At 61.0% G+C, this 25,580-nt stretch carries 24 protein-coding genes and 1 pseudogene; 9 read left to right on the forward strand and 16 right to left on the reverse strand.

Annotation, left to right across the window (positions count from 1 at the left end; translation table 11 throughout):
- Positions 1 to 50 precede the first annotated feature (50 nt).
- On the forward strand, positions 51 to 1,337 hold the full coding sequence (gene phoR / locus KL786_RS03125; RefSeq protein WP_252193580.1) for a phosphate regulon sensor histidine kinase PhoR: 1,287 nt from the start codon (positions 51 to 53) through the stop codon (positions 1,335 to 1,337).
- A 258-nt stretch (positions 1,338 to 1,595) separates the two neighbouring features.
- Complete coding sequence (locus tag KL786_RS03130; RefSeq protein ID WP_032856740.1) at positions 1,596 to 2,936, forward strand: hemolysin family protein; 1,341 nt, start codon at positions 1,596 to 1,598, stop codon at positions 2,934 to 2,936.
- Positions 2,937 to 3,053: 117 nt separating this feature from the next.
- On the opposite strand, the gene KL786_RS03135 is transcribed toward KL786_RS03130, so the two are convergent.
- The 10 genes from KL786_RS03135 to KL786_RS03180 all read right to left on the reverse strand — a co-directional run bounded on the left by KL786_RS03135 (position 3,054) and on the right by KL786_RS03180 (position 14,274).
- Positions 3,054 to 3,734: a M23 family metallopeptidase gene (locus tag KL786_RS03135; protein ID WP_215516704.1), complete on the reverse strand. Its 681-nt coding sequence runs from the start codon at positions 3,732 to 3,734 to the stop codon at positions 3,054 to 3,056.
- Between the two features lie 65 nt (positions 3,735 to 3,799).
- Entirely contained in the window at positions 3,800 to 4,099 is a 300-nt protein-coding gene (locus tag KL786_RS03140; RefSeq protein ID WP_215516705.1) for a helix-turn-helix domain-containing protein, read from the reverse strand.
- Positions 4,100 to 4,102: 3 nt separating this feature from the next.
- Positions 4,103 to 4,426, reverse strand: a complete 324-nt coding sequence (locus KL786_RS03145) for a type II toxin-antitoxin system RelE/ParE family toxin (protein WP_154841751.1) — start codon at positions 4,424 to 4,426, stop codon at positions 4,103 to 4,105.
- Between the two features lie 190 nt (positions 4,427 to 4,616).
- On the reverse strand, positions 4,617 to 5,516 hold the full coding sequence (locus KL786_RS03150) for a response regulator (RefSeq protein ID WP_215516706.1): 900 nt from the start codon (positions 5,514 to 5,516) through the stop codon (positions 4,617 to 4,619).
- Positions 5,517 to 5,686: 170 nt separating this feature from the next.
- Complete coding sequence (phoU, locus tag KL786_RS03155; protein ID WP_029289933.1) at positions 5,687 to 6,448, reverse strand: phosphate signaling complex protein PhoU; 762 nt, start codon at positions 6,446 to 6,448, stop codon at positions 5,687 to 5,689.
- 70 nt (positions 6,449 to 6,518) lie between these two features.
- A complete protein-coding gene (gene pstB, locus KL786_RS03160) occupies positions 6,519 to 7,352 on the reverse strand; it encodes a phosphate ABC transporter ATP-binding protein PstB (protein WP_029289934.1) in 834 nt (277 codons plus the stop codon).
- 204 nt (positions 7,353 to 7,556) lie between these two features.
- Positions 7,557 to 9,227 (reverse strand): phosphate ABC transporter permease PstA, encoded by a 1,671-nt coding sequence (gene pstA, locus KL786_RS03165; RefSeq protein WP_215516707.1) that lies wholly within the window; start codon positions 9,225 to 9,227, stop codon positions 7,557 to 7,559.
- Positions 9,228 to 9,242: 15 nt separating this feature from the next.
- Positions 9,243 to 11,276, reverse strand: a complete 2,034-nt coding sequence (locus tag KL786_RS03170) for an ABC transporter permease subunit (RefSeq protein WP_215516772.1) — start codon at positions 11,274 to 11,276, stop codon at positions 9,243 to 9,245.
- Positions 11,277 to 11,762: 486 nt separating this feature from the next.
- The gene (locus KL786_RS03175) at positions 11,763 to 12,749 is read right to left on the reverse strand and encodes a phosphate ABC transporter substrate-binding protein PstS (protein ID WP_032856729.1); all 987 of its coding nucleotides are present in this window, start codon (positions 12,747 to 12,749) and stop codon (positions 11,763 to 11,765) included.
- 244 nt (positions 12,750 to 12,993) lie between these two features.
- On the reverse strand, positions 12,994 to 14,274 hold the full coding sequence (locus KL786_RS03180) for an MFS transporter (RefSeq protein WP_175403868.1): 1,281 nt from the start codon (positions 14,272 to 14,274) through the stop codon (positions 12,994 to 12,996).
- A gap of 564 nt (positions 14,275 to 14,838) precedes the next feature.
- On the opposite strand from KL786_RS03180, the gene KL786_RS03185 reads away from it, so the two are divergent.
- Together KL786_RS03185 and KL786_RS03190 are read left to right on the forward strand one after the other, a co-directional pair.
- On the forward strand, positions 14,839 to 15,243 hold the full coding sequence (locus KL786_RS03185) for an acyl-CoA thioesterase (RefSeq protein WP_003176975.1): 405 nt from the start codon (positions 14,839 to 14,841) through the stop codon (positions 15,241 to 15,243).
- 57 nt (positions 15,244 to 15,300) lie between these two features.
- Positions 15,301 to 16,188 (forward strand): D-hexose-6-phosphate mutarotase, encoded by an 888-nt coding sequence (locus tag KL786_RS03190; RefSeq protein WP_215516708.1) that lies wholly within the window; start codon positions 15,301 to 15,303, stop codon positions 16,186 to 16,188.
- Positions 16,189 to 16,206: 18 nt separating this feature from the next.
- Here KL786_RS03190 and KL786_RS03195 read toward each other — a convergent pair whose 3' ends face one another.
- The 5 genes from KL786_RS03195 to KL786_RS03215 form a co-directional block, all read right to left on the reverse strand.
- Positions 16,207 to 16,743: a DUF3299 domain-containing protein gene (locus tag KL786_RS03195; RefSeq protein ID WP_215516709.1), complete on the reverse strand. Its 537-nt coding sequence runs from the start codon at positions 16,741 to 16,743 to the stop codon at positions 16,207 to 16,209.
- A 77-nt stretch (positions 16,744 to 16,820) separates the two neighbouring features.
- On the reverse strand, positions 16,821 to 17,066 hold the full coding sequence (locus tag KL786_RS03200; protein ID WP_029289950.1) for a GlsB/YeaQ/YmgE family stress response membrane protein: 246 nt from the start codon (positions 17,064 to 17,066) through the stop codon (positions 16,821 to 16,823).
- 100 nt (positions 17,067 to 17,166) lie between these two features.
- Positions 17,167 to 18,252, reverse strand: coding sequence for a 5-(carboxyamino)imidazole ribonucleotide synthase (locus KL786_RS03205; protein ID WP_032856724.1), 1,086 nt, complete (start codon positions 18,250 to 18,252; stop codon positions 17,167 to 17,169).
- A 9-nt stretch (positions 18,253 to 18,261) separates the two neighbouring features.
- Positions 18,262 to 18,753, reverse strand: coding sequence for a 5-(carboxyamino)imidazole ribonucleotide mutase (purE, locus tag KL786_RS03210; protein ID WP_029289954.1), 492 nt, complete (start codon positions 18,751 to 18,753; stop codon positions 18,262 to 18,264).
- Positions 18,754 to 19,069: 316 nt separating this feature from the next.
- Entirely contained in the window at positions 19,070 to 19,993 is a 924-nt protein-coding gene (locus KL786_RS03215; protein ID WP_215516710.1) for a LysR substrate-binding domain-containing protein, read from the reverse strand.
- Between the two features lie 180 nt (positions 19,994 to 20,173).
- Between KL786_RS03215 and aspA the strand changes: the two genes are divergently transcribed.
- The gene (aspA, locus tag KL786_RS03220) at positions 20,174 to 21,598 is read left to right on the forward strand and encodes an aspartate ammonia-lyase (RefSeq protein ID WP_017739004.1); all 1,425 of its coding nucleotides are present in this window, start codon (positions 20,174 to 20,176) and stop codon (positions 21,596 to 21,598) included.
- Between the two features lie 114 nt (positions 21,599 to 21,712).
- Here aspA and KL786_RS30025 read toward each other — a convergent pair.
- Positions 21,713 to 21,799, reverse strand: a pseudogene (locus KL786_RS30025) (outer membrane lipoprotein carrier protein LolA); the annotation flags it as partial.
- A 334-nt stretch (positions 21,800 to 22,133) separates the two neighbouring features.
- Here KL786_RS30025 and KL786_RS03225 point away from each other — a divergent pair.
- From KL786_RS03225 to KL786_RS03240, 4 genes are read left to right on the forward strand one after another with little or no spacing between them, the layout of a single operon-like run.
- A complete protein-coding gene (locus KL786_RS03225) occupies positions 22,134 to 22,970 on the forward strand; it encodes an ABC transporter ATP-binding protein (RefSeq protein ID WP_050492657.1) in 837 nt (278 codons plus the stop codon).
- A 39-nt stretch (positions 22,971 to 23,009) separates the two neighbouring features.
- Entirely contained in the window at positions 23,010 to 24,002 is a 993-nt protein-coding gene (locus KL786_RS03230; RefSeq protein WP_215516711.1) for an ABC transporter substrate-binding protein, read from the forward strand.
- A gap of 28 nt (positions 24,003 to 24,030) precedes the next feature.
- A complete protein-coding gene (locus KL786_RS03235) occupies positions 24,031 to 24,804 on the forward strand; it encodes an ABC transporter permease (protein WP_215516712.1) in 774 nt (257 codons plus the stop codon).
- A complete protein-coding gene (locus KL786_RS03240; protein ID WP_215516713.1) occupies positions 24,804 to 25,568 on the forward strand; it encodes an SDR family oxidoreductase in 765 nt (254 codons plus the stop codon). Before KL786_RS03235 ends, KL786_RS03240 begins: the two co-directional genes overlap by 1 nt.
- Positions 25,569 to 25,580 lie beyond the last annotated feature (12 nt).

Genomic DNA, 25,580 nt, shown 5'->3' on the forward strand with positions numbered 1-25,580 from the left:
CCGAAGGACGCAACTTGAACCAAAACTGGCATGGCACCCTGATCCGCCACATGCTCCTGCTGGTCACCGGCTGCCTGTTGGTCGGCCTGATCAGCGGCTACTACGGCTGGAGCCTGGCCATCGGCCTGGGCCTCTACCTGGGCTGGACCCTCAAGCAATTGCTGCGCCTGCACGAGTGGCTGCGCCAGCACAAACCCGATGAGGCACCACCCGACGGCTATGGCCTGTGGGGCGAGGTATTCGACAGCATCTACCACCTGCAACGCCGCGACCAACGGGTACGTGGCCGCCTGCAAGCGGTGATCGACCGGGTCCAGGAGTCGACTGCCGCGCTCAAGGACGCGGTGATCATGCTCGACAGCGACGGCAACCTGGAATGGTGGAACCGCGCCGCCGAGACTCTGCTGGGCCTCAAGACGCCCCAGGACAGCGGCCAGCCGGTGACCAACCTGGTGCGCCACCCGCGCTTCAAGGAATACTTCGAACAGGATAACTACGAAGAAGCCCTGGAAATCCCGTCGCCCACCAACGACCGGGTGCGTATCCAGCTGTACCTCACGCGCTACGGCAACAACGAACACTTGATGCTGGTGCGCGACGTGACCCGTATCCATCAGCTGGAACAGATGCGCAAGGATTTCGTCGCCAACGTCTCCCATGAGCTGCGTACCCCGCTGACGGTGATCTGCGGCTACCTGGAGACGCTGCTGGACAACGTCGAAGAGGTCAACCCGCGCTGGAGCAGGGCCTTGCAGCAGATGCAGCAACAGGGCTCGCGCATGCAGACCCTGCTCAACGACCTGCTGCTGCTGGCCAAGCTGGAAGCCACCGACTACCCCTCGGACAACCATCCCGTGGCCGTACAGAGCCTGCTGCAGACCATCAAGAACGATGCCCAGGCCCTGTCCGGCGAACGCGGCCAGCACATCACCCTGGAGGCCGACCCGTCGGTGCTGCTCAAAGGCAGCGAGGGCGAGTTGCGCAGCGCCTTTTCCAACCTGGTGTTCAACGCCGTGAAGTACACCCAGGACACAGGCACGATCCGCATCCGCTGGTGGGCCGATCAGCACGGCGCGCACCTGAGCGTGCAGGATTCGGGGATCGGTATCGACAGCAAGCATTTGCCACGCCTGACCGAGCGCTTCTACCGTGTCGACTCCAGCCGCAACTCCAACACCGGCGGCACCGGGCTGGGCCTGGCGATCGTCAAGCATGTGCTGTTGCGCCATCGGGCCCGCCTGGAAATCAGCAGCGTACTGGGCCACGGCAGTACCTTTACCTGCCACTTTGCGCCAGCACAGGTCAGCCGCTCGCCGGCAATCGCGGTGAAGGATTAATCTGAAAATCCCCTCCATCCCATGTAGGAGCTGGCTTGCCTGCGATAGCATCACCTCGGTGCTTCTGTAAGACCGAGGCGTCTGCATCGCAGGCAAGCCAGCTCCCACATAAGCCCGATGCAGGGTACGTTCACGGTTCCATCCGGCAGCCGCCACTAGGCAAGCGCCCCTTCAGCCGCTACATTGCCTGACTTGTGCCCGCCCTTGAGGCACTGCCAACACCCCTTTTTGAATACACGGAACCCGCAAAACCCCATCATGGACCCTTCCCCTGGTATCACCCTCGCGACACTCTTCGCCGATTTCGGCATGATTCTTTTTGCACTGATCCTGGTACTGCTCAACGGTTTCTTCGTTGCGGCGGAATTTGCCATGGTCAAACTGCGCGCCACCCGGGTCGAGGCGATCGCCCATACCAATGGCTGGCGCGGGCAGATCCTGCGCACCGTACACAGCCAGCTCGACGCCTACCTGTCGGCCTGCCAACTGGGTATCACCCTGGCGTCCCTGGGCCTGGGCTGGGTCGGCGAGCCGGCCTTCGCGCACATCCTGGAACCGTTGCTGGGCGCGATGGGCGTCGAATCGCCTGAAGTGATCAAGGGCGTGTCGTTCTTTGCCGCCTTCTTTGTGATTTCGTACCTGCACATCGTGGTCGGTGAGCTGGCCCCCAAGTCCTGGGCCATTCGCAAGCCCGAGTTGCTGTCGCTGTGGACCGCCGTGCCGCTGTACCTGTTCTACTGGGCGATGTACCCGGCGATCTACCTGCTCAACGCCAGCGCCAACGCGATCCTGCGTATTGCCGGCCAAGGCGAGCCAGGCCCGCACCACGAGCACCATTACAGCCGTGAAGAACTCAAGCTGATCCTGCACTCCAGCCGTGGCCAGGACCCGAGCGACCAGGGCATGCGTGTACTGGCCTCGGCCGTGGAAATGGGCGAGCTGGAAGTGGTGGATTGGGCCAACTCCCGGGAAGACCTGGTGACGCTGGACTTCAACGCGCCACTCAAGGAAATCCTCGCGCTGTTTCGCCGCCACAAATTCAGCCGCTATCCGGTGTACGACGCCGTGCGCGGTGAGTTTGTCGGCCTGCTGCACATCAAGGATCTGCTGCTGGAACTGGCAGCCCTGGACCATATCCCCGAGTCGTTCAACCTGGCCGAGCTGACCCGCCCGCTGGAACGCGTTTCGCGGCACATGCCGCTATCGCAACTGCTGGAACAATTTCGCAAGGGCGGCGCGCACTTTGCGCTGGTTGAAGAAGCCGACGGCAACATCATCGGCTACCTGACCATGGAAGACGTGCTCGAAGTGCTGGTGGGCGATATCCAGGACGAACACCGCAAGGCCGAACGCGGCATCCTCGCCTATCAGCCGGGCAAGCTGTTGGTACGTGGCGACACGCCGCTGTTCAAGATCGAACGCCTGCTGGGTATCGACCTGGATCACATCGAAGCCGAAACCCTCGCTGGCTTGATCTACGAAACCCTGAACCGGGTGCCGGAAGAGGAAGAAGTGCTGGAAGTGGAAGGCCTGCGGATCATCATCAAGAAGATGAAAGGCCCGAAAATCGTGCTGGCCAAGGTCTTGATGCTCGACTAGGGCACACCCCCTGTAGGAGCGAGCTTGCTCGCGAAGGACGCTAACGATAACGCTGGGATCCTGACACCCGGCAGCGCCCTCAGGTTTTTCGCGAGCAAGCTCGCTCCTACAAAAGCCTTACCGCGTGCCCAACGCAAAGTTGGGCAACGCCTGTACCGGCTGCGTGAACTCATACGGAATCGACACCCACCCCGCCCCCGTATCGCGCTGCACCACAAAGTGCAGGTGTGGCCCACTGCTGTTGCCGGTATTGCCCGACAGCGCCAATGGGCTGCCCACCGCCACCCGCTGCCCTTCCCTGACACTGACCGACCCCAGCTTGAGGTGCAGATACACACTCTGGGTGCCGTCATCGTGTAGCACCCGCACAAAGTTGCCCGACGGGTCACTGCCCCGCCCCGATTGGCTGTTCTCGGTCTTCACCACCACCCCGCCTCGCGCAGCGATGATCGGCGTGCCTTCGGGCATGGCGATATCCATGGCGTAGCGGCTCTTGACGTCAGAGTGGCTGAAGGTGCCGCCAGGCCCCTGGGTCAGGCGAAAGGGGCCACCGCGCCAGGGCAACGGGTAGCGCTGGAACTGCGCTGGCCGCAGGTTGCGCGGCGGCTGGGGATCAAGCACTTGGCGCTTCACCGGCACGACCCGGCGCTCCTGGAACACAAACGCCTGGGCGCCAGGGGTTTTCTGGTCGCTGAAAAACACCACGCCACGGGCATCGGTGGAACGATAGAGGGTCATGGCCAGGGTCGATGAAGCGACCGCGCACAGGCCACAAAACAACATAAAACGCACAAGCATGGGATAAACCTGCCGGGGATGACCGAACGGCAGGCTAGCAAGGGTTCATGACAGTGTTGTGTGGATCAGGCCGGTTGCGTCGAGAAGCAAATATCTACGTTCATATCGGCGGCGGCGGACAGATTGACCAAGGCATCGAGGGAGAACTTGTCGATCTTGCCACTGAGTACATCGTTGAGTCGTGGCTGGCTTATATGAAGCCGCTGGGCCGCGCCCTTCTGGGAGAGCTTCCAGCCACGAATGGCTTTGCACAATTCCAGCAGCAACTTTGAGCGCAAACGCATGTTTGCGGCCTCTTGGGGAGCGTCTTCCAGGGCGTCCCAAACACTGGCGAAGCGTTCGGTATGAAGCTTTTGGTCAGTCATGGCTTAACCTAACTCCTGCAATCTGGCGCGAGCCAGTTCGATATCCCGCGTTTCAGTTTTTTGCGTGGTTTTGCGAAACGCATGCAACACATAAACCGCCTCGGGCCGATTGACCACATAGAACACCCGAAACGCTCCTGACTCATCGGTGATGCGAATCTCATTGACCCCGCGCCCAATGGTTTTCATCGGCTTGCAGTCAAAAGGCTGTTCGCCCTGCTGCAAAAGATCCAATTGAAAACCAGCGGCTCTTCGCGCCTCAATCGGGAACGACCTGAGATCCTTGAGTGCACTTCCCACAAACACCACATCCTTGTGCCTGGGCATTCACTTCTCCTTTCCTGGAAAGAAAAAGCGTAATCGACGATTCAGTCAACAGCAGCAGCGGTGTGTTTCAAGGCATGGCGGGCACTCGACAGCACCGAAGCGCTATCGAGAGATTATATCGAAACAGATATAAATCAAGACGGGCGCCGAGAATCAGACAATTGGTCGATCCACGGCATTTTTGCCCAGGTTATGCACCCGGCACAAAATGCTTCTGCGCCGTACCCCGGGCGATCAGCCGGGAGATGTAGTCGAGCTTCTGCGCGTCCTGGTCGATAAAACGGAAGGTCAGTTGCAGCCAGTCGCTGTCGGGGCGCGGTTCGTAGGCGACGATCGCGTGCAGGTAGCCGTTGAGGCGCGCGGTTTCGGCGTTCTCGCCTTGCTCCAGGTCGAGCACCGCACTTTCCAGCACTTGGGGCAGGACGTCGCCACGGCGCACCACCAGCAGCGCCTCCTTGATGCTCAGGGCCTTGATCACACATTGCTGGGTGCCACTGGACAGGCGCAACTGGCCCTGGCCACGACCGCTGGCGGCCGAAGGGGCGGCGGCGGCTTGCACAGGCGGGCTGTTGAGCAGGCCCTTGCTCGGCGCGGCCACCGGGGCTGGCTTGACGGCTTCGGGCTTGCCGCCGGTCAGGGCGCTGAGGGAATCGTTGCCAAAGGCCGAGTTCATCTTGGTCGGCGCACTGGCCAGCAAGGCGTCGAGGCGACCGATCTTGTTCAGGGCCTGCTTGACCTTGTTCAGCAACTGCTCGTTGGTGAACGGCTTGCTGACGTAGCCGGAGACCCCGGCCTGGATCGCCTGGACCACGTTTTCCTTGTCGCCACGGCTGGTGACCATGACAAACGGCATGGCCTTGAGCTGCGGCTGCTCGCGGCACCAGGTCAACAGTTCCAGGCCGGACATTTCCGGCATTTCCCAGTCGCACAAGACCATGTCGAAGGTTTCGCGCATCAGGATGGCCTGGGCCTTTTTGCCGTTTACCGCATCTTCAATCTTGATGCCGGGGAAGTAGTTTCGCAGGCACTTCTTTACCAAGTCGCGAATAAACGAGGCGTCATCCACCACCAACACACTGACTTTACTCATCGACCCTTCATCCTCTCAAAACCCCGGCAAGCAAAACGCTTCACAATGATGGCATTTTGCCAAAAACTCATCAGTCACGCCGGGACTTTATGGCTGCCCGCAGCGCAAAACTCATACGCCACAAACGAAAACGCCCGACCAGAGGCCGGGCGTTTATTTCTCGGGCAATCTTACTTATCGTCAGATTCGTCCGGAACATTAGGGATTTGATCGGCCGTGCCTTCAACTTCGGCTTTCATGCGCTTGAGGCCCATGTGCCGTACGTCGGTGCCGCGCACCAGGTAAATGACCAATTCCGAGATATTGCGCGCGTGGTCGCCGATCCGTTCCAGGGAGCGCAGCACCCAGATGATGCTCAACACCCGCGAGATAGAGCGCGGGTCTTCCATCATGTAGGTCGCCAGCTCACGCAGCGCGGTCTTGTATTCGCGGTCGATGATCTTGTCGTACTGGGCCACCGACAACGCCAGGTCGGCGTCGAAGCGGGCAAACGCATCCAGCGCATCGCGGACCATGTTGCGCACCTGGTCGCCGATGTGGCGCACTTCGACGTAACCACGCGGCGCTTCGCCTTCTTCGCACAACTGGATGGCACGACGGGCGATCTTGGTGGCTTCGTCGCCGATACGCTCCAGATCGATCACCGACTTGGAGATGCTGATAATCAAACGCAAGTCGGAAGCCGCCGGCTGGCGACGGGCGAGGATGCGCAGGCATTCCTCGTCGATATTGCGTTCCATCTGGTTGATCTGGTCATCGATCTCGCGCACTTGCTGGGCAAGGCCCGAGTCAGCCTCGATCAGCGCGGTCACTGCATCGTTGACTTGCTTCTCCACCAGCCCGCCCATGGCCAGGAGGTGGCTGCGCACTTCCTCAAGCTCGGCGTTGAACTGCGCGGAGATGTGGTGGGTAAGGCCTTCTTTGCTAATCATGTTGGCGTCCTTGGAGCGTCCGGTAAGGTGCGGAGAACCGCAGCGTCAGTGCAATCAGAACCACAGCTTCCTAGCCATAGCGACCGGTGATGTAGTCTTCGGTCTGCTTCTTCGCCGGATTGGTGAACAGGGTATCGGTATCGCCGAATTCCACCAGTTTGCCCATGTACATGAACGCGGTGTAGTCCGAAACCCGTGCCGCCTGTTGCATGTTGTGGGTCACGATGACGATGGTGAACTTGGACTTGAGCTCGTAGATCAGCTCTTCGACTTTCAGCGTCGAAATCGGGTCGAGTGCCGAGCACGGTTCATCGAGCAGCAGCACTTCCGGCTCTACGGCGATGGTACGGGCAATCACCAGACGCTGCTGTTGGCCGCCGGACAGGCCGAGGGCCGATTCGTGCAGGCGGTCCTTGACCTCGTCCCACAGCGCCGCGCCTTTAAGGGCCCACTCGACGGCTTCGTCGAGGATGCGCTTTTTGTTGATGCCCTGGATGCGCAGGCCGTAGACCACGTTTTCGTAGATGGTCTTGGGGAACGGGTTGGGCTTCTGGAACACCATGCCCACACGGCGACGCAGCTCGGCCACGTCTTCGCCCTTGCGGTAGATGTTGCTGCCGTAGAGGTTGATTGCACCCTCCACCCGGCAACCGTCCACCAGGTCGTTCATGCGGTTGAAGGTACGCAGCAGCGTGGACTTGCCGCAGCCCGACGGGCCGATAAAGGCGGTCACGCGTTGCTTGGGGATGTTCATGCTGACGTCGAACAACGCCTGCTTCTCACCGTAGTACAGGCTCAGGCCCGGGACTTCGATGGCTACGGTTTCTTCGGCCAGGCTCAGGCTTTGCTTGTCGCGACCCAGGGCTGACATGTTGATGCCGTGGGAATGGGTTTCATGTTGCATGGGATGCTCCCTGTGCTACCAATTCGTTTCGTTGAACCGCGGCTTCATAGTGGGCCTTGCGGTTTACCTCAAATCTGTTTCCAACCCGGTTCCCTGTGGGAGCGGGCTTGCTCGCGAAAGCGTCAGGTCAGTCGACCCATCTGTTACTGATACACCGCATTCGCGAGCAAGCCCGCTCCCACATTGGGTCCGCGTTCAATTCAATCAGCTATCCAACGCCTTGTACTTCTCGCGCAGGTGGTTACGAATCCATACCGCCGACAGGTTCAGCGTGGCGATCACCAGCACCAGCAGGAACGCGGTGGCGTACACCAGCGGACGTGCCGCTTCAACGTTGGGGCTCTGGAAGCCGACGTCGTAGATATGGAAGCCCAGGTGCATGATCTTCTGGTCCAGGTGCAAGTACGGGTAGTTGCCGTCCAGGGGCAGCGACGGTGCCAGCTTCACCACACCCACCAGCATCAGCGGTGCCACTTCACCAGCGGCGCGGGCCACGGCGAGGATCATGCCGGTCATCATCGCCGGGCTGGCCATGGGCAGGACGATTTTCCACAGCGTTTCCGCCTTGGTCGCACCCAGTGCCAGGGAACCTTCACGCACGGTGCGAGGGATCCGCGCCAGGCCTTCTTCGGTGGCCACGATCACCACCGGTACCGCCAGCAGCGCCAGGGTCAACGAGGCCCACAACAGGCCCGGTGTACCGAAGGTCGGCGCCGGCAGGGCTTCGGGGAAGAACAACCGGTCCACCGAGCCACCCAGCACGTAGACGAAGAAGCCCAGGCCGAACACACCGTAGACAATCGCCGGAACGCCCGCCAGGTTGTTCACCGCGATGCGGATGATGCGGGTCAAGGTGTTCTGCTTGGCGTATTCACGCAGGTAGACCGCCGCCAGCACGCCGAACGGGGTCACGATCATCGCCATGATCAGGGTCATCATCACGGTGCCGAAGATCGCCGGGAAGATCCCGCCTTCAGTGTTGGCTTCCCGTGGGTCGTCACTCAAGAACTCCCAGACCTTGCTGACATAGAACCCCATCTTGGTCAGGGTACCCATGGCGTTCGGCTGGTAGGCGTGCACCACGTGGCCGATATTGATTTCAAGCTCTTTGCCGTTGGCATCGCGGGCCGTCAGGCTGTCGCGGTTGAACTGGGCATGCAGGTCGGTCAGGCGCGCTTCCACGGCCTGGTAACGCGCATTCAGTTCAGCGCGATCGGCATCCATGTCGGCCTGGGCGGCGGCGTCGAGCTTGCCGCTGAGTTCCAGTTTGCGACCGTGCAGGCGGATACGCTCAAGACCTGCGTTGATCGCACCGATGTCGCTCTTCTCAAGGCTCTTGAGATCAGCGGCCAACTGGTTCACCCGGTCAACCCGCGCTTGCAGCTCGGGCCATGCAGCCTGGCCTTCAGCGATCACCTTGCCGTCTTGCTTGACGTTGACCAGGGTGCCGTAGAAGTTGCCCCACTCACGACGCTCGATAGCCATCAACTCGACAGGCGTGGTCTGGTCGGTCAGCCACTCGCCGACGATCCAGGTGAAGTCGTTGCCGTTCAAATCGCGGTTGCCGACCTTGATCAGCTCACGGGTCATGAACTCCGGACCTTCGTCCGGCACCGGCAAGCCTGCGCTTTTCAGGCGCTCGCGTGGCACTTGTTCTTTCTGCACCACTTCGCCGATGACGATGTGGTTGGCCTGGCCCGGCACGTTGTAGTTGGCCTGGATCAGGTCGGCCGGCCAGAAGTGACCCAAGCCGCGCACGGCGATCACAGCCAGCAGGCCAATGGTCATGATGACCGCGATGGCCACCGCGCCACCGCTGATCCAGACGCCGGGGGCGCCGCTCTTGAACCATCCATTCAGGGAGTTCTGTTTCACAGACTTCTACCTTTCTTAAAGCGACGAGTATTTCTTGCGCAGACGCTGACGGATCAGCTCGGCGAGGGTGTTCATGACGAAGGTGAACAGCAGCAGCACCAGTGCCGAGAGGAACAGCACCCGGTAGTGACTGCCGCCCACTTCCGACTCGGGCATTTCCACCGCGACGTTGGCGGCGAGCGTTCGCAGGCCTTCGAACAGGTTCATTTCCATGACCGGGGTGTTACCGGTGGCCATCAACACGATCATGGTTTCCCCGACCGCACGGCCCATGCCGATCATCAGCGCCGAGAAAATCCCCGGGCTGGCGGTGAGCAACACCACGCGTGTCATGGTCTGCCATGGCGTGGCGCCCAGGGCCAGCGAGCCCAGGGTCAGGCCGCGTGGCACGCTGAACACGGCGTCTTCGGCGATGGAGTAGATGTTCGGGATCACCGCAAAACCCATGGCCAGGCCGACTACCAGGGCGTTGCGCTGGTCGTAGGTGATGCCCAGGTCGTGGGAGATCCACATGCGCATGTCGCCGCCAAAGAACCAGGTTTCCAGGTACGGGCTCATGTACAGCGAGAGCCAGCCCACAAACAGGATCACCGGGATCAGCATTGCGCTTTCCCAGCCATCCGGCACCCGCAGGCGGATCGACTCAGGCAGACGGCTGAAGGTAAAACCAGCCACCAGGATGCCAATCGGCATCAACATCAGCAGGCTGAAAATCCCCGGCAAGTGCCCTTCGACATACGGCGCCAGGAACAAGCCAGCGAAGAAACCGAGGATCACCGTCGGCATCGCTTCCATCAACTCGATCACCGGCTTGACCTTGCGGCGCAGGCTCGGAGCCATGAAGTAGGCGGTGTAGATAGCCGCGGCAATGGCCAGGGGTGCGGCCAGCAGCATGGCGTAGAACGCGGCCTTGAGCGTACCGAAGGTCAGTGGCGCCAGGCTCATTTTGGGTTCGAAGTCGCTGTTGGCGGCGGTCGATTGCCAGACGTATTTAGGCTCGTCGTAGTTTTCGTACCAGACCTTGCTCCACAACGCGCTCCAGGACACTTCCGGGTGCGGGTTGTCCAGCGCCAACGGCTGCAGCTTGCCGCCGGCTTCGACGATCACACGGTTGGCCCGTGGCGACATGCCGAAGATGCCCTGGCCTTCGACCACCGGATCCACCAGCAAGGTACGGTGCGCGGTGCTGTGGAACACACCGAACTTGCCGGAGGCATCGAGGGCGACGAAGCCTTTGCGACGCTCTTCGGCGGTGATTTCAACAATAGGCGTGGTGCCCATCTGGAAGGTGCGGATCTGCTTGAAACGTTGCTCGCCATCCGGGTCGCGGGCCATGAACCACTGGGCCAGGCCACCCTTGGAGCTACCGACGATCAGCGAGATACCGCCCACCAACTGGGTGCTGGCGGTGATTTCGGCGTTGCCATCTTCCAACAATTTGTAGCGACCGTTGAGGCTGTTGTCCCGCAGGCTGAACACATCGGCCAGGGCACGACCATTGATCACGTACAGCCATTGCTGGCGCGGATCGACGAAAATCGCTTTCACCGGCTCAGTCATTTGTGGCAGTTCGATGCGCTTCTGCTCGCTGACCACTTCGCCGGTCATCATGTTTTCTTCGCGGCTCACCGACAGCACGTTCAGATGCGAGCCTGCGGAGCCGGCAATGATCAGCGAGGTGTCAGTGGCGTTGAGGGCAACGTGTTCCAACGGGCGACCGGCCTCATCGAGCACCATCGGCGTTTCGCCGTACGGATATTCGATCTCGGGCGAGATGGTCTTCTTGCCGTCTGGGTAGGTCACTTTATAGGAGTGGCGGAACACCAGGGACTGGCCATTGGACAGACCGAGGATCACCAACGGGCTGCCCGGCTGATCTTCACCGATGGACACCACGCTGGCGCCGGCGGGCAGGGCCAGGTCGACACGCTTGAGTTCAGCGCCGGTATCAACCGTGAAGAACAATGCCTGGCCTTTGTCGGAAACCCGCATGGCGACCTGGTTCTGCTCTTCCAGCGAGATCAGCAACGGCTTGCCGGCATCCTGCATCCAGGCCGGGCTCAGGGCGTCGTCCTTGGTCAGGCTGGCACCCTGGAACAGCGGCGCGACCACGTAGGCCAGGAAGAAGAAAATCAGCGTGATAGCGCCGAGAACGGCGAGGCCGCCGATCAGCACGTACCAGCGGGTCAGGCGATCCTTGAGCGCGCGGATGCGGCGCTTGCGTTGCAGCTCAGGCGTATTGAAATCAATGCGCTTGGGGGGAGAAGTCGTCGTCATGGTGGAATTGGCCAGATCATTCATGCGCACACCCTAGCGATCCTGTATGACAGAAAGATGACAATGCAGTGACGCAAGAAATCCGCCGCATAGCAGGGCTGGCAGCGGACCGAAGAATTAGGAGTTTCTGTAGGAGCGAGCTTGCTCGCGAAAAACGTCAAGGCACCGCGTTGACTCAGATACGGCGCGTTATCGTTAACGCTTTTCGCGAACAAGCTCGCTCCTACAGAAAAGGCCGGTTTTACCCGGCCCCGTAGCTTATTTACCTTCTTTCAAACCCAGGTCAGCCAGTGCCTTTGCGACAACTTTGGCTGGCAGTGGGATGTAGCCGTCCTTGACTACAACTTCCTGGCCCTGCTTGGACAGAACCAGTTTCACGAACTCGGCTTCCAGCGGGGCCAGAGGCTTGTTCGGGGCTTTGTTGATGTACACGTAGAGGAAGCGCGACAGCGGGTACTTGCCGTTCAGGGCGTTCTCTTCGGTGTCTTCGACGAACTCGCCGCCTTCTTTCTTGGCCAGGGCCACGGTTTTCACGCTGGCGGTCTTGTAGCCGATGCCCGAGTAACCAATGCCGTTGAGCGAAGAGCTGATCGACTGCACGACCGAAGCCGAGCCTGGTTGTTCGTTGACGTTTGGCTTGAAGTCACCTTTGCACAGGGCTTCTTCCTTGAAGTAGCCGTAGGTGCCGGACACCGAGTTACGACCGAACAGTTGCACTGGCTTGTTGGCCAGGTCACCGGTCACACCCAGGTCGCCCCAGGTCTTGGCATCAGCCTTGGCGCCGCACAGGCGAGTCGACGAGAACACTGCGTCGACCTGGGCCATGGTCAGGTGCTTGATCGGGTTGTCTTTGTGTACGAACACCGCCAGGGCGTCCACGGCCACCGGGATTGCAGTCGGCTTGTAGCCGTACTTCTGCTCGAAAGCCTGCAGTTCGTTGTCCTTCATCTTGCGGCTCATCGGGCCCAGGTTGGCGGTGCCTTCGGTGAGTGCAGGCGGCGCGGTGGAGGAACCGGCGGCTTGAATCTGGATGTTTACGTTCGGGTATTCTTTCTTGTAGTTCTCGGCCCACAAGGTCATCAGGTTGGCCAGGGTATCGGAACCGACGCTGGACAAGTTGCCCGATACACCAGTGGTTTTGGTATAGGCCGCAATTGCCGGGTCAACACCAGCGGCCACCGCGTGGGCAGTCGCAACGCCAGCAGCGACAAAAGTCATTGCCGCCATCAAACGCTTCAGTTTCATGCCTTACTCCTAGCAGATAGGGATAGTTGGATCGGGGCCAAGTATCGGTAGGCCGTGTGAACACTCTATGTCTGGAATATGACAATTAGATGAAAGGCCAGTATTGGAAGAACCGGCAGGCGCGGGGAGAGGCTGAGTAAATGCGGGGGTGGAGCGCGGGATTGCGGTAATTCAGAAACACCCTGTAAACGTTGATTGCCTACAAAATCTTGTAGGAGCCGGCTTGCCGGCTCCTACAGGGAACTCAGCGCCCGCGTTTCCACAGGTACCCGCCCACCACCATCCCCATCACACAAAGGATGGCAACGTAGTAAGACGGGCCCATCGGGCTTTCTTTCATCAGTAGCGACACCACCAACGGCGTCAGGCCACCGAACACGGCGTAGGCCACGTTGTAGGAGAACGACAGGCCGCTGAAGCGCACCACTGGCGGGAAGGCCTTGACCATCACGTAGGGCACCACGCCGATGGTGCCGACAAACAAACCGGTCAAGGCGTACAGCGGGAACAGCCAGTCCGGGTGATCCAGCAGGCTGTGATACAGCGTCCACGAGGTCGCGAGCAGCAACGCGCAACCGGCGACCAGCACTCGGCCCGCACCAAAACGATCAGCCAGCGCGCCGGAAGCGATACAGCCCAGGCTCAAGGTGACGATCGCCAGGCTGTTGGCCTGCAACGACACCGTCGGGCTGAAGTGGTAGATGGTCTGCAGCACCGTCGGGGTCATCAGGATGACGACGACGATGCCGGCCGACAGCAGCCACGTCAGCAACATCGACAGCACGATGGCGCCACGGTGGTCGCGCAATACCGCACGCAACGGCAACTCGGCCGCCAGGGTCTTGCGCTGCTGCATCTCGGCGAAGATCGGCGTTTCGTGCAGCCAGCGGCGCAGGTACACCGAAAACAGGCCGAATACACCGCCCAGCAGGAACGGGATCCGCCAGGCGTAATCGGAGACCTGCTCCGGGGTATAGGCCGTATTGATCGCGGTGGCGACCAGCGAACCCAACAAAATCCCGCCGGTCAGGCCGCTGGTCAGGGTGCCGCAGGCGTAGCCGATATGGCGTGGCGGTACGTGTTCGGAAACAAAGACCCACGCGCCTGGCACCTCGCCACCAATCGCTGCGCCCTGGATCACGCGCATCAGCAGCAACAGGATCGGCGCCCACAGGCCGATCTGCGCGTAGGTTGGCAGCAGGCCCATGATCAGGGTCGGTACGGCCATCATGAAGATGCTCAGGGTGAACATCTTCTTGCGGCCCAGCAGGTCACCGAAGTGCGCCATGATGATCCCGCCCAGCGGCCGTGCCAGGTAGCCGGCAGCGAAGATGCCGAAGGTCTGCATCATGCGCAGCCATTCAGGCATGTCGGCGGGGAAGAACAGCTTCCCGACCACCGTGGCGAAGAACACAAAAATGATGAAGTCGTAGAACTCCAGCGCCCCGCCCAGGGCAGACAGCGACAGGGTCTTGTAATCGTTGCGGTTCAGCGGTCGTGCGGGCGGCGCAATGCTTGAAGGCACTGTGGTCATGGCAAGGCTTCTCTTATTAGGTCAGATCAGGAATCCGCAACAGCGTGGGTTTGCGCCAGGCAGGTCCGGCAAGATAACAAATTGCCTGGAAAAGCACAGTCTAAACACCTGCACCGCGGTTAGCGCCGACTCGCAAAGTCACCCCCCTTGCGAGGCCCGCCTGTTCCCTCTTCGAATTATTGTCGGGGACCGAAAACGCCTGCAAATACTGGCGGCCAGCGTTAAAAAGAAACAATGGTCAAACCCCTCAAGTTGCATGACTGTTTTGGCCATTTTCTTGACGCCTGTTAAGCCATGTAGATAGATGTACAAAATCAGGAACCGACAGTCGTCGTACAGGCTATCGACCGATATACTGCCCAGCTTGCACCTGCTTATCTGTGGAAGTTGCGCGAAAGCGTCGTTGGTACCGGCCAGCCGATTTCGCAGAGTTTCCCTCAAGGCGCCTTTCGAAAAACGTGACGAACGTAGTATGTTCGGGGCTGAATCGTTTTTCCAAGACGGCTATTCACCGATTACATAGTCCAAGAGTCACGGGTCAGAGGCACCCCCGGCATGATCGAACTCGAACAAGAAGATCCTATCCCGCAAGGCGATCTCGCCCTGCAAATCACCGCACTCCCCCGTGAAACCAACGGTTTCGGCGATATTTTCGGCGGCTGGCTGGTTGCACAGATGGACCTGGCCGGCACGGCAATGGCCAGCAAGGTCGCGGGTGGCCGCGTGGCTACCGTGGCGATCGATCGCATGGCGTTCCTGGTGCCGGTGGCGGTGGGCGCGCAGTTGTCCTTCTACACCCAGGCCCTGGAAATCGGCCGCAGCTCGATCCAGATGATGGTCGAAGTGTGGAGCGATGACCCGCTGTCCAGCGAATGGCGCAAAGTCACCGAAGCGGTGTTTGTATTCGTTGCCATTGATGGCAGCGGTCGCACCCGGTCGGTTCCATCGCGGGCGCGTTAAACCTCGCGGCGGTTTGACGGTCCATTGCCCCATTGCCTGTGATTGAGAGAGCCTTGTATGCCTACGCCCCACGTTGAAACCGTGAAAATGGATGAGCTGGACTGCTGGCGCATCCGCCACAACGGCGCCCAAGTGCTGGTGGCCCAACAGGGTGCGCACGTCTTCAGTTACCAGCCGGCCGATGCAAAACCGGTGATCTGGCCCAACGACCAGGCGGTGCTCAAGCAAGGCAAAGGCATCCGCACCGGCGTGCCGGTGTGCTGGCCATGGTTTGGCGTGTTCGACCGCAACCCGCAGAGCGTGAAAGCGATGCGCCAGAGTGATCAGCCAGCGGGTGCCCATGGTTTTGCGCGCACCGCCCTCTGGACCTTGGCCGGCGTCGAAGACAACCGGGTTGAGCTGGTACTACCGGCGCCGGCAGGCGGTTTCCCGGGCTGGCCACACCAGGTCGACCTGAAAATGAGCATCCTGCTGGATGATCAACTGCAGATCCGCCTGAGCAGCCACAACCGTGGCAGCGATACCGTGACCATCAGCCAGGCGCTGCACAGCTACTTCGCCGTCAGCGATGTGCGCACTGTGCAGGTCGAAGGCCTGGACGGGCTGGACTACATCGATACCGCCGACGGCTGGCAGACCAAACAACAGTCTGGAGCGCTGCATTTCAGCGCCGAGACCGACCGCATCTACCTCGACACCCCGGCACAATTGAACATCGTTGATAAAGACTGGCAGCGCCGTATCCAGCTCACCAGCGAAGGATCGAAATCGACGGTGATCTGGAACCCCTGGACTGAACGCGCCAAGGCGTTCGACGATATGGCCGACGATGGCTGGCAGGGCATGCTGTGCATCGAGACGGCCAATGTGCTGGACGATGTAGTGGTGCTGGCACCTGGCGCGAGCCACACCATGGGCGTGAGCATCGCCAGCCTGCCCCTGTAGGGAGATTTGTGGTGCTGGTTACAGGTCTGACTCCTGCACCACCCGCACCACCCCCGCATCCAGCGCATACGCCGCATCCGCCAGGTCGTTGTTGACCGTCTCCACCTTCAGCGTGCCCGTCACCCACAGCGGTGTATAGATATCGTCCAGCTTCAAGCCCTTGGGATAGCGCACCAGCACCAACTGGTTGGGCGGCGGCGGTGGCACGTGGATGCAGGCGCCCGGGTAAGGCACCAGGAAGAACAGGGTGCTGCGCCCCTTGGCATCGGTTTCCAGCGGCACCGGGTAGCCACCCAGGCGGATGTGCTTGCCATTCATGGCGGCCACGGTCTTGGTTGAATACATTACCGCCGGCAACCCCTTGCTCTGCTTCAGGCCACCCTTTTCGGTAAAGGTGCCCAGGGCTTCCGGGGAGTTGTGGTCGATATCAGGCATTTGTTCGAGGGCTTTCTGGTCCGACTTGGGCATCAGTTCCAGCCAGTCGGTTTCCGCCAGCTCAGCGGCGTGGGTCAGGCTTGAACCCAGCAAAAGGACAGTCAACAGAAGACGGCGCATGGAGTGGCTCGACCAATAAACAAGTGTCGGCATTCTAGCCCTCTGCGCCTGCGCAGCGCAGAGGGCTTGACGCTAAATCATTTCTTTTTCAGCAGACCGTAGATCACCAGCAACACGATGGCACCAACCAGCGCGCCAATGAAGCCTGCGCCTTGGCCTGCCTGGTAGATCCCCAGTGCCTGGCCGCCATAGGTGGCCGCCAGAGAGCCGGCGATACCCAGCAGGATGGTCATGATCCAGCCCATGCTGTCGTCGCCTGGTTTCAGGAAACGCGCCAGCAGGCCGACGATCAAACCGATAAAGATGGTTCCAATGATACCCATGGCATTTCCCTCTGAATGAAAGTGAGCTGAAGCCTAGTCAGACTTTGGCATCCTGCCATCAGAGGATGGCGGCAACCAATGGTTCCCGCCGCCACCAGGGTTATTGTGCGGCGATCAGCGCCTGGACCTTGGCAATCTGCGCGTCGAGGGTCGCGCGATCCTTGCAACGCAGGTTGGCGTGGCCGACCTTGCGCCCGACCTTGAAAGCCTTGCCGTAGTGATGCAGGTGGCAGTCATCAATCGCAATGACCTGCTCCACCGGCGGCACGACGCCAATGAAGTTGAGCATCGCGCTCTCGCCGACCTTGGCCGTGGAACCCAATGGCAAGCCCGCTACCGCTCGCAGGTGGTTTTCAAACTGGCTGCATTCGGCGCCTTCGGTGGTCCAGTGCCCGGAGTTGTGTACGCGCGGGGCGATTTCGTTGGCCTTGAGGCCACCGTCGACTTCAAAGAACTCGAACGCCATCACCCCGACATAATCCAGTTGCTTCAACACGCGGCTGGAATAGTCTTCGGCCAGCGCCTGCAACGGGTGGTCGGTACTGGCCACGGACAGCTTGAGGATGCCGCTGTCGTGGGTGTTGTGCACCAACGGGTAGAAACGGGTTTCGCCATCACGGGCCCGCACGGCCACCAGCGAGACTTCGCCGGTGAACGGCACGAAGCCTTCCAGCAGGCAGGCGACGCTGCCCAGTTCGGCGAAAGTACCGACCACATCGGCGTCGGTGCGCAGGACTTTCTGGCCCTTGCCGTCATAACCCAGGGTGCGGGTTTTCAGCACGGCCGGCAGGCCGATGCTGGCGACGGCCGCGTCCAGGTCCGCCTGGGACTGGATGTCGGCGAAGGCCGGGGTCGGAATGCCCAGGTCCTTGAACATGCTTTTTTCGAACCAGCGGTCGCGAGCGATGCGCAAGGCTTCGGCGCTCGGGTACACCGGCACGAATTGTGACAAAAAAGCCACGGTTTCGGCCGGGACGCTTTCGAACTCGAAGGTCACCAGGTCGACTTCATCGGCCAGTTGGCGCAAGTGGTCCGGGTCGCTGTAGTCCGCCCGCAGGTGTTCACCCAGGGCCGCCGCACAGGCGTCCGGCGCCGGATCGAGAAACGCGAAGTTCATCCCCAGCGGAGTACCCGCCAAAGCCAGCATGCGGCCCAGTTGGCCGCCACCGATTACACCGATTTTCATCAATCAACCTCAGGCGATGCGTGGGTCTGGATTGTCCAGGACACTGTCAGTCTGTTCCGCGCGGAACTTCTTCAGTGCCGCGTGGAACTGCGGGTGCTTGGCGCCCAGGATACTGGCGGCCAGCAACGCCGCGTTGATCGCGCCAGCCTTGCCGATCGCCAGGGTGGCCACCGGGATGCCGGCAGGCATCTGCACGATGGACAACAGCGAATCCACGCCCGAGAGCATCGACGACTGCACCGGCACGCCGAGTACCGGCAAGTGGGTCTTGGCCGCACACATGCCCGGCAGGTGGGCTGCGCCACCGGCACCGGCGATGATCACCTCGATGCCACGGGATTCTGCTTCATCGGCATACTGGAACAGCAAGTCCGGCGTGCGGTGGGCAGAGACCACCTTCACTTCGAACGCAATGCCGAGTTTTTCCAGCATATCGGCGGTGTGGCTAAGGGTGGACCAATCGGACTTGGAGCCCATGATCACGCCAACCAATGCACTCATCGTCGTGCCTCTTCTCTCTGGGCGCCCGCAGGCGCGTCAAAAAACAACAAGCCACGCGGGAAATCCGGCGTGGCTTGTTGTACGAATTAAGGCCGGTTGGACCGGCCGAAGGCCGCGCAGTATACCGTAATAATGCAGATAAACAGCCCCTTGGATGACCATCTGTCTTACGCGTTAAACCTGCGATTTTATTGACTTCCAGGTCAGCGAAAACACCACAAAATACTGTGGGAGCTGGCTTGCCTGCGATGGCGGAGGGTCAGTGCCTGAAATGTCAGCTGATACACCGCTATCGCAGGCAAGCCAGCTCCCACATTTAACCGCGCTCAGCCGCCGGGGACTGCGCCGCGCCGCCTTCCAGCTTGCGCCACAACAACCGCACATTCGCCTTGCGCACCAACGCGCAACGATACAGCCGAATCTCCAGCGGCACATGCCACTGCGCCCCGCCGCACACCACCAGCTCGCCGCGCGCGAGTTCGGCGCGCACGCTCAACTGTGGCACCCAGGCAATTCCCAATCCTTCCAGGGCCATGCTTTTCAGGCTGTCGGCCATCGCGGTTTCGTACACCGTGGTAAAGCGTAGCGCGCGCTGGCGCAGCAACAGGTTCACCGACCGCCCGAGGAACGCACCGGCGCTGTAGGCCAGCAGTGGCACGCTGCCCTCGCCCTCCAGGTCGAACAACGGCTTGCCATCGGCATCGGCGGCGCAGACCGGGAGCATTTCTGTATTGCCCAGGTGCAACGAGGGGAAAATGTCCGGGTCCATCTGCATCGCGGCATCCGGATCGTAGAACGCCAGCATCAGGTCACAACCGCCTTCACGCAGCGCATGCACGGCGTCGCCGACGTTGGTGGCCACCAGCCGCGTGGCGATGTTCAGCCCTTCATTGCGCAATTGCGCGATCCAGCGTGGGAAAAAGCCCAATGCCAGGGAGTGCGCGGCAGCCACTTGCATGACTTCGCCCTGCCCACCTTCAAGGTGATGCAAATGGCGCAGCACTTCGCCCAGTTGTTCGACCACCGTGCGCGCTGTGACCAAAAACAATTGCCCCGCCGCCGTCAGTTCGACGGGCGTGCGCGAGCGGTTGACCAGGGTCAGCCCCAACGCGGCCTCCAGGCTGCGGATACGTCGGCTGAAGGCCGGCTGGGTGACAAAGCGCCGCTCGGCAGCCTGGGAGAAGCTGCGCGTGGCAGCCAGGGCGCTAAAGTCTTCCAGCCATTTGCTTTCAAGGTTCATCTGATTCTCCAGGGCATGCACCATTTTGGCACACACGCCCGCCATGATAACCGGGTCACATCAACATTATGCCGTTTGTGCATAGGCCAGTGCTTAACAGCATTGGCCCAAAAACTTCTGCAAGCCTAGCATTCGCAGCGTTCCGGCCTGTTCCGGGTCCATATCGAGATGATTTCCGTCATGTCCTCCGCTGCATCATTCCGTACAGAAAAAGACCTGCTTGGCGTACTCGAAGTACCTGCCCAAGCGTATTACGGCATCCAGACCCTGCGAGCCGTGAATAACTTCCGTCTCTCCGGCGTTCCGATTTCGCATTACCCGAAATTGGTGGTCGGTCTGGCAATGGTCAAGCAAGCCGCCGCTGACGCCAACCGCGAGTTGGGCCAGCTCAGCGAAGCCAAGCACGCTGCCATCAGCGAAGCCTGCGCCCGCCTGATCCGCGGCGACTTCCACGAAGAGTTCGTGGTGGACATGATTCAAGGCGGCGCTGGCACTTCAACCAACATGAATGCCAACGAAGTCATCGCCAACATCGCGCTGGAGGCCATGGGCCACCAGAAGGGCGAATACCAGTACCTGCACCCCAACAACGACGTGAACATGGCTCAGTCGACCAACGACGCCTACCCGACCGCGATCCGCCTGGGTCTGCTGTTGGGCCATGACGCGCTGCTGGCCAGCCTCGACAGCCTGATCCAGGCGTTCGCCGCCAAAGGTGTCGAGTTCGGCCACGTCCTGAAAATGGGCCGCACCCAACTGCAAGACGCCGTGCCGATGACCCTCGGCCAGGAATTCCGCGCCTTCGCCACCACCCTGGGTGAAGACCTGGCGCGCCTGAAGACCCTGGCTCCGGAGCTGTTGACCGAAGTCAACCTGGGCGGCACCGCCATCGGTACCGGCATCAACGCCGACCCGCGCTACCAGGCCCTGGCCGTACAACGCCTGGCCACCATCAGCGGCCAGCCGCTGGTGCCAGCCGCCGACCTGATCGAAGCCACCTCCGACATGGGCGCCTTTGTGCTGTTCTCCGGCATGCTCAAGCGTACTGCGGTGAAGCTGTCGAAGATCTGCAACGACCTGCGCCTGCTGTCCAGCGGCCCGCGTACCGGGATCAACGAAATCAACCTGCCAGCGCGTCAGCCAGGCAGCTCGATCATGCCCGGCAAGGTCAACCCGGTGATCCCGGAAGCCGTGAACCAGGTCGCGTTCCAGGTCATCGGTAACGACCTGGCCCTGACCATGGCGGCCGAAGGCGGCCAACTGCAGCTGAACGTGATGGAGCCGCTGATCGCCTTCAAGATCTTCGACTCGATCCGCCTGCTGCAACGCGCCATGGACATGCTGCGCGAACACTGCATCGTCGGCATCACCGCCAACGAAGCACGCTGCCGCGAACTGGTGGAACACTCCATCGGCCTGGTCACCGCGCTGAACCCGTACATCGGTTATGAAAACGCCACCCGCATCGCGCGTATCGCCCTTGAAAGCGGCCGCGGCGTGCTGGAACTGGTGCGCGAAGAAGGCTTGCTCGACGACGCCATGCTCGACGACATCCTGCGCCCGGAAAACATGATTGCCCCGCGTCTGGTGCCTTTGAAGGCCTGAACGCAGGTAGCACCGCTCACCAGGTTGAGGGACTAGACACCTCTCACCCTTTTGAGGGCTTGAAGACTTGTTCTTCAGGCCCTTTTTTTTGCCTGTTTTTTAACGCCTGCGCCCTGTAGGAGCGAGCTTGCTCGCGAAAAACCTGAGAGCGCCGCGCTCATCCAGGAAGCCCGCGTTATCGTTAACGTTCTTCGCGAGCAAGCTCGCTCCTACAAATACCTATATAGAAACGCACAGCTGCGTTTTATCTATAAAACAACTAAGCCCTTTCGTAACTTCCCCGCGTTACCCAATAAAGCACCGACTTCTTGCAACTTCCCATTACACGCTCAAGCAGTGTGCAATTTCGTGCCATATAAGAACCAATGTTTCATATATGAAACGCATGACTTTAACAAAAAATCACATAACCCATTAATACAAAAGGATTTCCACTAAAAACTTGTAGGAAATAATCCCCTGGCATTGTTCATGCACTAAACGACGTATCACCTATAAAACAGACCAGAGTACCTACCTGATGGCTGTGAAAGAGATGTACGCCGTGACGCCCCAATGGAATAACCCCGCTCTCAAGGAAGAGCTGGAGCCGACTGAAATTGAATTTCGCAATGTCGGTAAATGTTTCCCGGCCAAGGGTAAAGCGGACGCGCCCTTCGCCATTCGCGAGGTGAACTTCAAGATTCGCCGGGGTGAAGTGGTGTCGATCATCGGCCCATCCGGTTGTGGCAAAAGCACCATCCTGAATATGGGCTCGGGCCTGTACCGGCCCAGCGAAGGCGAGGTGTTCGTCGGTGGCGAGCCGGTCACCGGGCCCGTGCCGCAGGTCGCGTTCATGTTGCAGAAAGACCTGCTGATGCCCTGGCGCAGCATCCGCCGCAACGTGGAACTGGGCCTGGAGATCCAGGGCGTGCCCGCTGCCACCCGGCAGAAGGTGGCCCTGGACCTGCTCGACCGCTGCCACCTCAACGGCTACGCCGATCACTACCCGTTCCAGCTCTCGGGCGGCATGCGCCAGCGCGCCGCCTTGGCCCGCACCCTGGCCATCGACCCACAGGTGCTGTTCCTCGACGAGCCGTTCTCGGCCCTCGATGCCCAGACCAAGATGATCCTGCAACAGGACATGGCGCGGATGCTGTTCGACGAGAAGAAAACCGCGCTGTTCATCACCCATGACCTGATCGAAGGCATCGCCATGTCCGACCGCTTGCTGGTCATGAGCGCGCGCCCCGGCACGATCATCGAGGAGATCAGCATCGACCTGCCGTTTCGCGACAACCCCCTGGAACGCCGCAAGCTGCCGGAAATCGGCCCGCTGGTTGGCCGCCTGATGGAGTTGCTGCAAGTCGGCGCCGACACCGAACTGCACTGATCACCGCCCTAGCGGCCCCCAACCGATTCAGGAGTTCCCATGCTCAAGTCTCTGTTTCAACGTCTTTGCGCCCTCAGCCTGGGCCTCGGTATCGCCTGCGCCGCCCAGGCACAGCCGACCAAGGTCACCTACCTGCTGCCGGCGCCACCCAACTTGCCGGCCTTTGCGCCATGGATCATCGCCAAGGAAAAGGGCTATTACGCGGCCCAGGACCTGAACCTGACGTTTATTGCCGCCAAAGGCGGTGTGGATGTGGCCAAGCAGATCGGTGCCGGCAATGCTCTGCTTGGCGGAGCCATCGGCGATACGCCGATCATGGTGCGGGGCAATGGCATCCCGGTTCGCGCCGTGGCGGTGCTGGGGTCGGGCGGGGTGACGATGATCGCCACCAACGCTCGGGACAACATCAACAGCGTCAGTGACCTCAAGGGTAAGACCGTGACGGTGATGTCCTACTCCGACACCACCTACTACGCCCTGCTCGCGTCGTTGCGCAAGGCAGGCCTTGGCAAGAACGACGTGAATATCCAGGCCGCAGGGCCTGCGGGGGTCTGGCAACTGTTCACGGCTAACAAAGCCCAGGCCATGGCCGGTGTGCCGGACTGGGTGGTCACCGCACAAGAAGCTGGCGCACAGATCAAGTTGATTCCCCAGGAGCAGATTTTCGAAAGCATGGCCCAGGCAATCCTCGCCTCCGACGACGCCATCAAACATCACCCCGACGTGGTGCGCGGCGTCGTTCAGGCCACCCTGCAAGGCATGCGCGACATCATCCAGGACCCGCGTGCGGCTGCCGCGACCTTTGCCAAGGCAGTCCCCACCTACGCCGGCAAGGAAGACTCACTGGAGAAAATCTTCAAGCTCTATGTCGAGCACGTCTACGCCAACCAGAGCGTGCTCGGGCACATCGACCCAGAGCGTCTGGACAAGGTCCGCCAGTTCTACGTGAGCGAAGGCATCGTCACCCGCGAGACCCCGCTTGAGGAGCTCTTCACCAACCAATTCGTCGACAGCCCGGTCGCCGCACAGTGAAGCACCGGGACATTGAGGTACGCACACGATGAAAAGCAATAACTCCGTGCTCGGTAGCGTCGCGCTGCTGATCCTGTTCCTGGTGCTCTGGCAGTGGGGCCCGGGCCTGCTCGGCATGCCCGAGTTCGTCATGCCCAAGCTCAGCCGCGTGGTCCAGGAAAGCCTGGTGATGTGGCAGGCGGGCGGCCTGCTGCAACACACCCTGATCACCGCGTTTGAAATCGTCGTCGGCTTCGCCCTCGGCGCCCTGCTGGGTGTGATGATCGGCGTATCGCTGGGCCTGTCGCCGGCAGCCGAAGCCATGTTGTCGCCGTACATCCTGGCGTTGCAGATCGCGCCGAAAGTGGCCTTCGCCCCGCTGTTCGTGATGTGGCTGGGCTACACCATCTACCCGAAGATTCTGATCGCGATCCTGATCGTGTTCTTCCCGGTGATGATCAACGTGCTCTCGGCGATTCGCACCGTCGATCCGGACATGATCAACCTGATACGCACCATGAATGCCAGCCGCTGGCAGATCTTCCGCCTGGTGGAGTTTCCCTCGGCCATGGCCGCGCTGTTTTCCGGCCTGCGCATCGCCTCGACCCTGGCGGTGATCGGCGTCACCGTCGGTGAACTGGTCGGCGGCAACCAGGGCCTGGGCTTCCTGCTGGTGGACGCCGAAGGCCAGGGCAATACCGCTGGGGTGTTCGTCGCCATTGTGGCGCTGACCCTGATCGGGGTGATCGCCTACGGCGCAGTGGTGTGGGCGGAAAAACGCGTCCTGCACTACATGCCCAAAGCCATGTTGAGCACCCAATGATGAGCCGCCATGACCTTTTGCTTGCAGGCCGCCGCGTGCTGGTCACCGGTGGTGCCCGTGGCCTGGGCTATGCCTTTGCCCAGGCCATCGGCCAGGCCGGTGCGCGGGTGGTGATTGCCGATGTGCTGCACGAACGTGTGCAGCAGGCCGCCGGTGAATTACGGGCGCTGGGCCTGGACGTCCAGGCCGTGACTGTCGACCTGGCGCAACCCGCATCGATCCAGGCCTGTATCGACGCGACGATCAGCCTGCTCGGCGGCCTCGACGGCCTGGTGAACAACGCCTCGATCACCAACTCCGGCGGCAAGGGCTGCGAAGCGCTGAGCATCGACACCTGGGACCAGGTGATGCAAGTCAACGTGCGCGGCACCTGGCTGATGACCACCGCCTGCCTGCCGGCCCTGCGCGACAGCGGTCAGGGCGCCATCGTCAACCTGGCCTCGGACACCCCGCTGTGGGGTGCGCCGAACCTGTTGGCCTATGTCGCCAGCAAGGGCGCAATCATCGCCATGACCCGCAGCCTGGCGCGGGAACTGGGCAGCGACAACATCACCGTCAATGCCATCGCCCCCGGCCTGGTGCTGGTGGAAGCCACCGCCTACGTGCCCGAGGCGCGCCACCGTTTGTACAACGACCAGCGGGCCCTGCAACGCCCGCAATTGCCCGAAGACGTCAGCGGCGCCGTGCTGTTCGCGCTGTCCGACCTTGCCCGCTTTATCACTGGACAAACCCTGCCGGTCAACGGCGGGTTCGTCATGCCTTGATCTGGAGACTGT

It is taken from the genome of Pseudomonas sp. TAE6080 (assembly GCF_018732265.1).
Classification (GTDB): domain Bacteria; phylum Pseudomonadota; class Gammaproteobacteria; order Pseudomonadales; family Pseudomonadaceae; genus Aquipseudomonas; species Aquipseudomonas brenneri.